We start from the raw sequence: 13,127 nt of genomic DNA, 5'->3' as shown, positions 1-13,127 counted from the left end.
AAGCGATAGTGCTTATAAAGAGGCGATAGAGATTTTCTGTGCGATTAGCTTCTCTTTTGCACTTAAGCATGTCGCTAAGCGTTCACGCTCTTTAGCAACAACCGCTTCTGGCGCACGGCTAACAAAGCCATCATTAGATAATTTGCTGTCTAAAGTTGTGATATCTTTTTCTACTTTTTCAAGCTCTTTATCTAAACGTGCAAGCTCCGCATCTTTATCGATAAAGCCCGCCATTGGGATCAGCAATTCTGCACCGTTAACCAGTTTATTAACTGATAATGGCGCTTCTTCGCCTTCTGCTAATGGACGAATATCAGCTAAGCGACCCATTGCTTTTAAGAAACCAATATTGTCACTAACGCGACGTTTCGCATTGTCATCGGCACCACGTAAGATAACTTCAAGTGGTTTACCCGGAGCAATATTCATTTCAGCACGGATATTACGAACTGCAACGATAACTTCTTTGATCCACTCCAGATCGTTCAGTGCTTGTTCATCCACTAGTGAAGCATCGAACTCAGGGAAAGCCTGTAGCATGATGGTTTCACCTTCAATGCCTTTAACTTCCTTCACACGTTGCCAGATTGTCTCTGTGATAAATGGAATAATTGGATGAGCAAGACGCAGTAAGCCTTCTAACACTTCAATCAGTGTATGACGTGCTGCACGTTTTTGTGCATCATTACCTTTGTGTACCGCAGGTTTTGATAGCTCAAGATACCAGTCACAGAATTGGTTCCAAGTGAACTCATATAAAATACCGGCAGCAATATCGAAACGATAGTTATCTAATGCTTCGCGATAGGCTTTAACGGTATTATTAAATTCAGCTAAGATCCAGCGGTCAGCCAGTGAGAATGTCATCTCACCACCTTGGTAGCCACAATCTTGATCTTCAGTGTTCATCAGAACAAAGCGGCTTGCATTCCACAGCTTGTTACAGAAGTTACGGTAGCCTGATAGACGTTTCATATCCCAGTTAATATCGCGACCTGTTGAAGCTAATGCCGCTAAAGTAAAGCGCAGAGCATCTGTACCGTGTGCTTCAATACCTTCTGGGAACTCTTTGCTAGTACGTTTAGCAATTTTTTCAGCCATTTGTGGCTGCATCATATTACCAGTACGTTTTTCTAACAGGTTCTCTAATGAAATACCGTCAATCATATCCAAAGGATCAAGTACGTTACCTTTGGATTTTGACATCTTCTGCCCTTCTTCATCACGAATAAGGCCTGTCATGTAAACCGTATTAAATGGAACTTGCGGTTTACCGTCTTCATCTTTGATAAAGTGCATGGTCATCATGATCATGCGGGCGATCCAGAAGAAAATGATATCGAACCCACTAACTAATACATTCGTTGGATGGAATGTTTTTAGTGCTTCTGTGTTTTCAGGCCAGCCTAATGTTGAGAATGTCCATAGTGCAGATGAGAACCACGTATCCAGTACGTCATCATCTTGGCGTAATGCGACATCAGCAGCGATATTGTTTTCACGACGAACTTCTTCTTCGTCACGACCAACATAAACGTTGCCTTGGTTGTCATACCAAGCAGGGATACGGTGACCCCACCACAGTTGACGAGAAATACACCAATCTTGGATATCATTCATCCATGAGAAGTACATGTTTTCGTACTGTTTTGGTACAAATTGGATATCACCATTTTTAACTGCTTCAACGGCAGGTTTCGCTAAAGGTGCTGCGCGAACATACCATTGGTCTGTTAATAAAGGTTCGATAACCACGCCACCACGGTCACCGTAAGGTACGGTCAAATCGTGAGGTTTGATCTCTTCTAATAAACCTAGACGTTCAAATTCAGCGACCATTGCTTTACGTGCAGCAAAGCGTTCCATACCTTGGTAGGCTTCTGGAATTTCAGTGCTGTAAACGTCAGACTCAACACCGTTGGTGTCTAATACTTCTGCGCTAACACGGATATTGCCATCAAAATCCATGATATTAATCATTGGTAATTGATGACGACGTCCAACTTCATAGTCATTAAAGTCGTGAGCAGGGGTGATTTTTACGCAACCAGTCCCTTTTTCCATATCAGCGTGTTCGTCCGCTAAAATAGGGATACGACGGTTAACGATTGGTAGAATAATTTCTTTACCAATTAAATCTTTATAGCGAGGATCTTCAGGGTTAACAGCAACACCAGTATCACCTAACATGGTTTCAGGACGTGTTGTTGCAACAACCAGGTAATCTTTACCTTCTGCTGTTTTTGCCCCATCCGCTAAAGGATAACGCAAATGCCACATAGATCCTTTAACTTCACGGTTTTCAACTTCAAGATCAGAAATCGCTGTGTGTAATTTAGGATCCCAGTTTACAAGGCGTTTACCACGGTAGATGAGATTTTCTTTATGTAAGCGAACAAAAGCTTCTTTAACCGCTTTAGATAACCCTTCATCCATTGTGAAACGTTCTCGTTCCCAATCAACAGAGTTACCTAAACGACGCATTTGGTTAGAAATGTTACCGCCTGATTCCGCTTTCCATTCCCAAATTTTGTCAATAAATGCATCACGACCATAGTCATGACGGTTTTTACCTTCTTCAGCAGCAATTTTACGCTCAACGACCATTTGAGTCGCGATGCCCGCATGGTCAGTACCTGATTGCCATAATGTGTTTTTACCTTGCATGCGCTGGTAACGGATCATGGTATCCATAATGGTCTGCTGGAAAGCATGACCCATATGTAGGCTACCTGTAACGTTTGGCGGTGGGATCACGATACAGAAGCTTTCTTTCGTTGTATCGCCATTGGCTTTAAAGTAGCCGTTTTTTTCCCAATGCTGATACAGAGGTTGTTCAATCTCTGCTGGATTATATGTTGTGTCGAGCGATGGCTCTTTCGGTGCGGATTTATTTTCCATATTCTTTACGTATTCAATAGGTTGGCGGCGTAGCCATTGTCAAAGTAAAGCCGACGCTACGATAAATTTTATATCGTTCACGCGCCAACTGTTTCAATTGTTCATCAATAGGTACAAAGTCTATCACTTCATGGAAAGCTGTGGCAAAGTCTACGAATTGCGATTGCAAATTAATCAAAAGATCACGAGGCGCATTACCACGTTTTCCAGGCCAACATAATTCAACAGGAGAGCCATAACGAGGGCCTTCACCTGCAAGATTATGAGGAACAAACTGATGAGGTTCTCTTGCCCATAATGCCTCATCAAGCAATTCAGCTTGAGCCTGAGACTCACAAACCAACAAAATACGTTTGCCTAATCGCCAATGTTCAGCGGTAAGTTGACAGGCAAGCCACTCATGAGCCTGTAAATCTTCGTGTATTGATGGGTGTTCCATTAAATAAAACGTGGCGTTTTTCATGATATCCCGATAACAGAAGGGTATTGCGTTGCAATACCCTTCTTGGAGTCTGCTCTATTTACCATAATAATAGGGTAATACCTTAACCCTGATAATTATGCGGTATTAATCGTCGCTATTCAAACCCGCGCGATTAAGTAAGAACTGAGACAATAAAGAAACAGGACGGCCTGTTGCGCCTTTTGCTTTGCCAGAACGCCATGCGGTACCTGCAATATCCAAGTGAGCCCAGTTATATTTAGTTGCAAAACGCGCTAAGAAACAACCGGCAGTAATTGCGCCACCTAAACGGCCACCTGTATTTGCTAAGTCAGCAAAATTAGATTCGATTTGTTCATAGAACTCATCGCCTAATGGTAAACGCCAAGCACGATCACCTGCTTGCTCTGATGCATTCATTAACTCATGTGCTAACGGATTATGATTAGACATTAATCCGCTGTAGTGATGGCCTAAAGCCACCATACAAGCACCTGTTAATGTGGCGATATCGACAACTAATTCAGGCTCGAAGCGCTCAACATAAGTTAACGTATCACACAGCACTAAACGACCTTCAGCATCAGTATTTAATACTTCAACAGTTTGGCCTGACATGGTTGTTAAAATATCACCAGGGCGATAGGCTTTTCCACCCGGCATGTTTTCACAGCCTGCAAGTACGCCAATAACGTTGATTGGCAACTGGAGTTCAGCCACAACACGCATCACACCGTAAACCGTTGCTGCACCACACATGTCGTATTTCATCTCATCCATGCCATCAGCAGGTTTGATAGAAATACCACCAGAGTCGAATGTCAGTCCTTTACCTACTAATACGATTGGGCGAGCTTCAGGATCTTTATTGCCTTTATATTCGATAATCGACATTAAAGATTCATTTTGAGAGCCTTGTCCTACCGCAAGGTAAGCATTCATATTGAGCTCTTTCATCTGTTCTTCGCCAATAACACGCGTAGAAACATTTGAAGATGAGTCTGCTAATTGACGAGCTTGAGACGCTAAATAAGCGGCATTACAAATATTAGGTGGCATGTTTGCTAAATCTTTACATGCTTTAATACCTGATGCGATAGCTAAACCGTGTGCAATTGCGCGTTCACCACTTGGTAGTTCACGACGAGTAGGTACATTAAAGACCATTTTACGCAATGGACGACGTAATTCAGTCTTATTGCTTTTCAATTGATCAAAGGTATAGAGGCAGTCTTTTGCAGTCTCAACCGCTTGACGCACTTTCCAGTAATTATTACGACCTTTAACATGCAACTCAGTCAGAAAGCATACAGCTTCCATCGAGCCAGTTTCATTGAGAGTGTTAATGGTTTTTTGAATGATCTGTTTATACTGGCGTTCATCCAATTCACGCTCTTTACCGCAACCAATCAGTAAAACGCGCTCAGAGAGAACATTTGGTACATGATGTAACAGCAATGATTGTCCGACTTTGCCTTCCAGTTCACCTCTGCGTAACAGGGCGCTGATATAGCCATCACTGATTTTATCAAGTTGCTCCGCGATCGGAGATAAACGACGAGGCTCAAACACCCCCACGATAATACAAGCGCTGCGTTGTTTCTCTGGGCTGCCGCTTTTTACATTAAACTCCATGCGTTCTCCTGAATATTAAAGACAAAAACGGAAAGTATCGTTTAGAATAGTGATCCGCATTAATCTACCCCATAGAAAGTTTACTTTTTATGTTAAGCTAAATGCATTAATTGAACACAACTAATTTAGCTAACTTATAAGCTTGTTCTTATTGGGAACCTGTTTATAGCATGTTTTGATATCATTTGGGCTGCAAGAATGTCTAACTGAGATGCACAAATGATAGATATACAACGAAGTTAGCGATTTTCCTGCAAAAAGACAAGTTTTCACAGGCATAACTAGCGTGATTATAATTCGATATTTAGCTCGGGAAACCCTTAAAAGTCAGATAGCCATCTTATTTATTCTGATGCTTATCTTCTTTAGCCAGAAACTGGTTGAAATTTTAGGGGCTGCTGTAGAAGGTAATATACCTACAAACCTTGTGGTTTCTCTGCTGTGGCTGGGCATTCCTGAGATGGCACAGCTTATTCTTCCATTGAGCCTTTTTCTTGGGCTTCTGATGACTTACAGCAAACTTTATGTTGAAAGTGAGATAACCGTCATGAATGCGTGCGGAATTGGTAAGAAAGCATTAGTGCAAGCTGCACTATTGCTCTCATTACTGACCAGCGCATTAGCTGCAGGAAATGTCATTTGGCTTATTCCTTGGTCTTCGGTGCATCAAGAGCAAGTCCTTGAGGATGCTAAAGCTAACCCAAGTTTAGCTGCACTGATGGAAGGGCAATTTAAGATGTCCAGTGACCGCAATATGGTGCTCTATCTTGGTAGCGTGAAAGGGAATCAATTCCAAGATGTGTTCCTTGCACAGTTACGTCCAACGCAAGATCAGCGTCCTTCTGTCGTGGTAGCAGATAAAGGCTATACCAAAGAATTACCTAACGGGAATCAGATAGTCGTACTCAGTGAGGGAACTCGCTATGAAGGTACGGCTGTATTACGTGATTTTCGTATTACTGATTTTAATGACTACCAAGCTGTTATTGGGCACCGTGAATCTACTATTAGCAGTAACCGCGTAGAACAAAAAACGATGACTGAGCTTTGGCATTCTAATGAAACAGAGTCTATCGCTGAATTCCATTGGCGCTTAACCTTGATTTTCTCTGTTGTCATTATGGCTGTGATGGTCGTACCTTTAAGTGAGGTAAATCCACGCCAAGGCCGTGTATTAAGTATGCTACCTGCCATGCTACTTTATTTGGTGTTCTTCTTATTACAAAGTTCATTGCACTCTAATGGTGAAAAAGGAAAACTGGATCCGCTAATTGCAATGTGGAGTGTTAATGGCGTTTATCTTGCTTTGGCTATCTTATTGAATGTTTGGGATACCTTGCCTATGCGTAAATTCCGTGCTCGCTTTAAGAAAGGAGTTGCCTGATGTTTGGTGTATTAGATAGATATATCGGGCGTACTATTTTACAGTCAATTTTGATGACACTATTTTTGCTGGTTTCACTCTCTGGCATTATCAAATTTGTCGATCAACTCCGTAAAGTAGGGCAAGGGGATTTCACCACACTGGATGCGGGTATTTATGCCATTTTAAATATCCTTAAAGATGTGCAGATTTTCTTCCCTATGGCCGCCTTATTGGGGGCGTTATTAGGGTTAGGTGCATTAGCAACACGTAGTGAACTGGTGGTGATGCAAGCGTCAGGATTCACCCGTTTGCAAATTGCAGGCTCTGTGATGAAAACCGCTATTCCGTTAGTACTGTTAACGGTACTTATTGGTGAATGGGGTGCACCACAAGGTGAACAATATGCACGTAACTATCGTGCTGAAAAAATCATGGGTAACTCTTTAGTTTCTACTAACCGTGGTATGTGGGCTAAAGATGGCAATCAATTTATTCATATCAATCGAATAAAGAGCCAAAATGAGATGCAAGGCATCACGCTCTATGATTTTAATAATGATAGAAAACTAGAAACGGTACGTTATGCATCAAGTGCAACTTACGATGTGAATAAAAAAACGTGGATGTTGAAGCAAGTCGAACAGTCAGACTTAACGGATACACAAAAAATCACAGGTAAAAAACAGGTATCACTTGAATGGCCAACACGATTAACGCCAGAAAAGTTAAGCGTTGTGGCATTAGATCCGGATGCATTATCGATCAGTGGGCTCTATCAGTACGTTAAATATCTAAAACAGAGTGGGCAAGAATCAGCAAACTATGAGCTGAATTTCTGGAAAAAAATATTTGCTCCAGTTTCTGTTGCAGTAATGATGTTGATGGCATTGTCATTTATTTTTGGCCCATTACGTACAGTACCAATGGGATTAAGAGTCTTAACGGGTATCTCTTTTGGCTTCTTATTCTATATCGTCAATGAGGTTTCAGGACGATTAAGTTTGGTTTATGGCATACCTGCAGTGATTGCAGCATTAGTACCGGGAATACTCTTCTTAACATTAAGTTTATGGTTATTGATGAAGCGTAATCGCTAAGTAATATCAGCCAAGAAAAACAAAAAGCGCCTTACAAGGCGCTTTTTATCGTTACTAGATATGCGATCACTGATAAAAATCTTTTGCTAGAGCACGAACAAGAGCATTAGTCCCCTGAGTGACTTCACTAAATTTAGTGCCGTTAGGTTTACGGGTGATCACCACAAATACACCGATATTTAATTCAGGAATGGTTGCCATATAAGTATTAAAGCCACCGCCGCCGCCAGTTTTTTGGTAAATCGCTGGAACACCATTGGCTGGAGCCATATAAACCCAGCCTAAACCTACACCATCAGCACGACCTGCAACGTCCATACCTTCTATTGAAGAGAGTCGATTACGAGGAAAGTAGACAGATTGCTCTTTACTTGCCGTTGCTTTTCGCATGGTATTATGAGAAGTCAAAAAGCCTTGCATCCAACGTTGCATATCGGCTGGTGTTGAGTACACACCGCCACTTCCGGCTGCTGCAATGGTGTCAGAGCATGGGCTTGGTTTATATCCTACTAATAATCGTTGGCATTGTTCTGGAGTCGGCGTCAACGTGGTGCTAGTCATACCCGCAGGTCGAGTGACATATTGTTGTAAAAGTTGAGGATAACTTTTACCAGATGCTTTCACTAAGGCATCCGCTAATAGATCGTAAGCGAGATTTGAATAAGCGGCTTGATCCCCAGCAGTTGATGTCAGCGTTGCTTTTTTCAACCAGTTCCAGCGGTCGCCATGTGTTGGCCATATAAAAACAGGTCTTCCCCATTTCCCTCCAGGTTGTTCTCGTGGAAAGCCACTAGTATGGCTTGCTAAATGATAAAGACGGATAGGGGATTGAGCGCTAACTAATGGGATATTTACGCCGTAGTAGCTGTATTTTTGTAGTGGATCGGTGACTAATAATTTTCCATCATCTTGTAATTTTAACATCACTTCACTGGTCATCAGCTTTGTGACAGAAGCGATGCGGATCAGTGAGTTCATTGATGGGGCATTACGGCTTTCAGGTGTTGTCGTCCCAAAAGAACGGTTCAAGGTTTGAGAGTTATTGATCATGACAATAACCATGCCTTGAGGATTACTCTTTTGATAAATCTGTGAAGCGTATTTATTAAACAACGCACTTGCATTACTTACATTAGGGCTTAATGCCGTAGGCCATTGAGTCAGTTCAGGCACATTGTTCTGTTGATTTAACATAGACGGTTGTGTTGCTGGTGGTAATGACGAACGTTGGCTACACGCATTCAATGTCAGTAAAGCGACGGTGATCATCAGATACTTTAGAAAATGTTTTTTCATTTTTACTTTCAACAGAAGTCAGTGAGGTGAAAGGAATGCGATCAACATAAGATTATTTATGTTTTAATTTGGAGCCTTTCTTATCGCGCTATTTTTTCTTTATCATTTTTAATACGGCACCTAAGATAATACCAACAAATATGCCCGTTATAATCCAGCCAACAATGCCCATAACACCGCCTTCTAATCAGTTTTAAACCAAATTTTGATTATATTATCAGAAATAAGAATGTCTATCAGTGCAAGAGCCAGTTATCAAAAAGTTGGCATTAAATGTGTCAAATTGTCTCTAAGAAAAAGATAGTGAAGAAAAATTGCATCATAAAAAGATATTCCCCTCATATTTCTCTTCTAAAAATGAGGTAAATATTACCGTTAAGTTACAATTTCCTTCGGTTTAACTTAGTTTTTAACTCTATTATTAGCTTTTCTTTATTATTAAGTTAGGATATGTATATCAAGAAAATGTTAACGAATGGTGTTATAGTCTTACATTTGTTGTTTTTGTGGTTTATTGTACTAATATTTATTTATTTTTTGTTTATTATTGAATGTTTATAAAGGTAATATAAGAATATGTCATATTTTGTAATAATTTACTGATTGTGGAATTGTGAAATTAAATTTATTATAGCTTCATCAAGTCGAGAGACTGAGAATATAAGAGTTACAGAGCAAAGATAACACAGCAATAATAGAGTGAAAATAAGAAGGCATATTATAAAATAGCCTCTTCAATAATAAATAATTTATATATTAGTAGTAATATCTCAACACCATTATATTAAATAGTAGCATCTTTGTTATAGCAGTAAATAAGTACATTTATATTAGATAGCAGTACCTTCGTTAAAGTAGTAAATAAATACCTTTATATTCGATAGAAGTACCTTGTTAAAGTAGTAAATCCTTATATCAATAATATGTAGTATAGATAAATAAGTATATTAATAAAATATAACTACCTTCTTCCTCACACCAGGGAAGAAAAGGGCAGTGACGCTACAAAAATAATTTATAGTCATTAAAAATAAAATAAAGCCCTCGTTTAGCAGTACTATCGGATCAAAACACTAACCCAAGTTTTGATCCTTTTTTTATTTATCGTTATATATTTTAAAATATATTGTTTGGTTAAATTAGTTTTAATGAATTTATATAATGATGGTGTGATCTTAAAAAGAAGAAGTAATAATAAATAAAAAATAAGCAATAAAAATAGAAATAAGATAATAAATAAATTTAGATACAAGATAATTGATTTATCCATACAACACGATTAAAGCATTAACGATAGATACCTTGATGTGACCTATAAATCGTGTTTTATGATAGCAATAAACCCCAAATGCACTTTTTTTCGCCAATCAAACTGAAAACTAACAATAATTGTTGCGAGGGTTGTTCACGCAAGTATAATGGGCAGGTTTTCCAGACACACTTCAGTGCCGGAGTGGCGAAATTGGTAGACGCAGTTGATTCAAAATCAACCGCCTTCGGGTGTGCCGGTTCGAGTCCGGCCTTCGGCACCAAAAATCAGACGCTAAGAGCGTCTTTTTTTATGCCTAAAATTTAGGGGTTGTGGGGTGTTTTCCTTCCACTTAGTCTTCCTCGCTATACTAAAATCAATTCACATCAAGTATCTGCTGTTGCATGTTGTTGGTATAAGCGTTTTGGTATCTCTCGATTCGATAATAGTTTGTACCAACGGCTCAAAATATTGGCGTTTGCAGTATCGCTTTGGCGGTAAGCAAAAAATGTTAGCTCTGGGTATCTATCCTGAAATCTCATTCGCAGAAGCCAGAGAGAAAAGAGATACAGCCAGAAAGTTAATTGCTAATGGATTTGATCCAAGCGAAAAACGCAAAGAAGTGAAAGAGGGTTGCCGAAACAGATCTGAGTCGATAATGGCCCTGAACTCATTTCATTTAACTTATTGAATTATTGTGAAAATAACCAAATTTCACCGTGTCGTATTCAATCGGGAAAACCGCAACAAAATGGGGTTGTTGAGCGTTTTAATGGTTTGCTTCGTCGTGAATTTTTAATGTGGTATTTATTTTGATCGTAAAGCCAAGTTCGAGAATTAGCGTGGTTTGGGCTACAAGGTTATAACCAAAATTGAACTCACGAAAGTTTAAATCAGCCCCCATCGGAGGCCTATGGTAAATAGTTAGAAAACTCTATGTTAGTGTGTCTCAACTAAGCCCACATTAATAATATAATCTCTACTAAATTCTTTTGAGGCAACAATCATACTTGGATATGTAGCGCCACCAATAGTGACTTTTATTTTTCTAGCATTTGTCGGTGTTCCATATATTTCCACGCAATTATAATCATAAGTTGTAGTGTCAGTATTACCTGCGGTAGAAGATCTCGGGCATTCACAATTACGAAGGAATAGGCCTGAATTATTGGGGGAGATAAAACCAATTTTTCTGTACACACCACCAATAACAGGTCCTCCTAATATAGTAATCTTTTGAAAATAAGGTACTCCAACCATGGCGTCATTTAATATTTCATTATCAGGAAGATAAGTTATTTTATTGCCTGATAAACTACATGCAGTTAAAAAAAATAGAGATAAAATAAATGTAATTCTTAAGATAATTATATTCATTTTAGTGGCTTAAAAACCATACCTCCAAAAAAACGTTTAATAAAAAAGTTAATATCTTTATTCTTTTTTATTAATTCGCCAACTGTACCCCATGAGAATAATTGTAAATTAATATCACCATTTGGGGCTTGTGTTACAGCTCCATTCCAAATAATCCAATGTGTTGGAACAGTTAAAGCTTCTGGTGATGCACTGTTTTCTAGTAAACTATCACAAATAAGAGTGACAACTTTATAACCTTTTTCGCTTGTATACTTGTTTAGATCATTAATACCTTTTATTCCAGCTTGAGTAATTCCTACATTACTAAATACTTTTTCGTAACCTGCTTTTTCAAACCATTTTGCTAATACCCACCATGTGGTTGCGCCAGAAACTGGCGAGTCTATAGTATCAAAGCTAAGTATTGTGCTTTCTGTGTCTCTAAGGCTTGCTAATGTTACCCAATCAAGTCCTGAAATAACTGAGCCATAAGCATCATTGAAATGTCCATTAGGATTACGGCAACCTTTTCTTGGTACTATTTCTAACCCACCAATTTTTGTTCGTCCATATTGCCATAGCTCTTTTGCAGCTTGTTCATAGATATCAGGTCTATCTCTTAGCAGACAATAAAAAAATGTAGCAGGCCCACACAAGCTTGTTCCTCCTTGATTGGGATAATCAAAATGATCCATTCGCTGAAGTAATTCAAACTAAAATAGGCTCTTTTCAAACGGATCTTTAGCACTTCCTATGGGGTATTCTTTTGCAATAAATTGTCTTTCAGGCACAGTAAGTTGTAATTTAATAGTGTTATCACCTTCATTAGCTAGCTTTGTTTGCCCACTTGATTCGAAATAACAAGCATTTTCTCTTTTTTTCTCTGAACAAGCTTTACCTAATGTTAAATCTTCTAAGGTGTATAACCGTCTAAAAGGTTTTTTAAGTGCTTGTTGAGTTAGAAGCCTATTTTTTCTATACAGCATTATCTCAACAATATAAGTGGTAATAAGTGGATCGTCAGTATCCACAGTTTGATGTTTTAATGTCTCATAATTGGATTGTAGAGATTGTTTTGAAACTAGGGGAAGTAAATAAATTTTCCTTTTATTTTCATCCATTCGGTAAATAGATAAATCATAAAGTAAATTATTGGCAGGAACATTTGATTCTATTTTTGTATATACAGAATAAACAGACATATTTAATCCTTTAATATGTGTATAAAGACATTATTGGCAGATTTTGTTTGATGCCATGAAGTATAACCTTTAGAGTCAGTGATACCTGTAATAGACTGATTATCATCAAGATAGAGTTGATAATCACAATTTGCTAATGGAAGATTATTATCATCAGTACAGAGATATCGGATATGATGGGGACTATCTGTTGTTGTGCTAGCTTCATTGGTCAGACTATTTTCTGTACGAGTGCTAGATTTTCCTGATGATTCGGTTACATAACAATCTTGAATAGAATTAATGAGTCTTGCTTTGCAAGGGCAGGAGCTAAAGCTGTCTAAGGTTCCTGCGATACGGCGGTTATTTCCCAAAACATAACTAATACCACCCAGTATTTGGTAAGTTCCAGAGTGTTTACCACAGGTAACAAGATCGCCTTCGCGTGCTGCGGAAGAGCCATAAAACTTAAAAGTATCATCACCTGTTATTATTTGACCACCACAGGTTGTTTTATCACCTATTCGTAAAAAATATCCAGTAGCCATATAAATTCCCTTTTTGACTTAAGTGAAATTCCATTATTGGCTAGATAAAGGTA

General features: G+C 38.9%; 10 protein-coding genes, 1 tRNA gene and 2 pseudogenes. 5 read left to right on the top strand and 8 right to left on the bottom strand.

The genetic code is table 11. The features are described from left to right. Positions 1 to 12: 12 nt before the first annotated feature. The 3 genes from C0T34_RS11440 to pepA all read right to left on the bottom strand — a co-directional run bounded on the left by C0T34_RS11440 (position 13) and on the right by pepA (position 4,978). Positions 13 to 2,901: a valine--tRNA ligase gene (locus C0T34_RS11440; protein WP_098941333.1), complete on the bottom strand. Its 2,889-nt coding sequence runs from the start codon at positions 2,899 to 2,901 to the stop codon at positions 13 to 15. 13 nt (positions 2,902 to 2,914) lie between these two features. Further along, entirely contained in the window at positions 2,915 to 3,364 is a 450-nt protein-coding gene (locus C0T34_RS11435) for a DNA polymerase III subunit chi (RefSeq protein ID WP_098941332.1), read from the bottom strand. Between the two features lie 105 nt (positions 3,365 to 3,469). Further along, on the bottom strand, positions 3,470 to 4,978 hold the full coding sequence (gene pepA / locus C0T34_RS11430; RefSeq protein ID WP_088493953.1) for a leucyl aminopeptidase: 1,509 nt from the start codon (positions 4,976 to 4,978) through the stop codon (positions 3,470 to 3,472). A gap of 286 nt (positions 4,979 to 5,264) precedes the next feature. On the opposite strand from pepA, the gene lptF reads away from it, so the two are divergent. After that, positions 5,265 to 6,362, top strand: coding sequence for an LPS export ABC transporter permease LptF (lptF, locus tag C0T34_RS11425; RefSeq protein WP_109850199.1), 1,098 nt, complete (start codon positions 5,265 to 5,267; stop codon positions 6,360 to 6,362). Further along, a complete protein-coding gene (lptG, locus tag C0T34_RS11420) occupies positions 6,362 to 7,441 on the top strand; it encodes an LPS export ABC transporter permease LptG (RefSeq protein ID WP_109850198.1) in 1,080 nt (359 codons plus the stop codon). Before lptF ends, lptG begins: the two co-directional genes overlap by 1 nt. A gap of 66 nt (positions 7,442 to 7,507) precedes the next feature. Here lptG and ampH read toward each other — a convergent pair whose 3' ends face one another. Then, positions 7,508 to 8,737, bottom strand: coding sequence for a D-alanyl-D-alanine-carboxypeptidase/endopeptidase AmpH (gene ampH / locus C0T34_RS11415; protein ID WP_109850197.1), 1,230 nt, complete (start codon positions 8,735 to 8,737; stop codon positions 7,508 to 7,510). Positions 8,738 to 10,184: 1,447 nt separating this feature from the next. On the opposite strand from ampH, the gene C0T34_RS11410 reads away from it, so the two are divergent. From C0T34_RS11410 to C0T34_RS18340, 3 genes and pseudogenes are all read left to right on the top strand, one after another. Then, positions 10,185 to 10,269 (top strand) — tRNA-Leu (locus tag C0T34_RS11410). A gap of 174 nt (positions 10,270 to 10,443) precedes the next feature. Further along, positions 10,444 to 10,605: pseudogene (locus C0T34_RS11405) on the top strand (Arm DNA-binding domain-containing protein); the annotation flags it as partial. Further along, a pseudogene (locus tag C0T34_RS18340) lies at positions 10,605 to 10,910 on the top strand (integrase core domain-containing protein); the annotation flags it as partial. The pseudogenes C0T34_RS11405 and C0T34_RS18340, both read left to right, overlap by 1 nt. A 15-nt stretch (positions 10,911 to 10,925) precedes the next feature. Here C0T34_RS18340 and C0T34_RS11395 read toward each other — a convergent pair. The 4 genes from C0T34_RS11395 to C0T34_RS11385 are packed head-to-tail and all read right to left on the bottom strand — an operon-like array spanning position 10,926 to position 13,074. After that, entirely contained in the window at positions 10,926 to 11,363 is a 438-nt protein-coding gene (locus tag C0T34_RS11395; protein ID WP_109850195.1) for a hypothetical protein, read from the bottom strand. Beyond that, positions 11,360 to 12,040, bottom strand: a complete 681-nt coding sequence (locus C0T34_RS18335; RefSeq protein ID WP_239450329.1) for a hypothetical protein — start codon at positions 12,038 to 12,040, stop codon at positions 11,360 to 11,362. The genes C0T34_RS11395 and C0T34_RS18335 overlap by 4 nt, the downstream gene beginning before the upstream one ends. 18 nt (positions 12,041 to 12,058) lie before the next feature. Beyond that, complete coding sequence (locus tag C0T34_RS18330) at positions 12,059 to 12,547, bottom strand: hypothetical protein (protein ID WP_239450328.1); 489 nt, start codon at positions 12,545 to 12,547, stop codon at positions 12,059 to 12,061. A 2-nt stretch (positions 12,548 to 12,549) separates the two neighbouring features. After that, a complete protein-coding gene (locus C0T34_RS11385; RefSeq protein ID WP_109850194.1) occupies positions 12,550 to 13,074 on the bottom strand; it encodes a PAAR domain-containing protein in 525 nt (174 codons plus the stop codon). Positions 13,075 to 13,127 lie beyond the last annotated feature (53 nt).

The organism is Proteus sp. CA142267 (genome assembly GCF_003336825.1).
In the GTDB taxonomy this organism is placed as follows: domain Bacteria; phylum Pseudomonadota; class Gammaproteobacteria; order Enterobacterales; family Enterobacteriaceae; genus Proteus; species Proteus terrae.
Note: the sequence above shows the minus strand (reverse complement) of the source record. Positions and strands in the feature narration are given on the sequence as shown.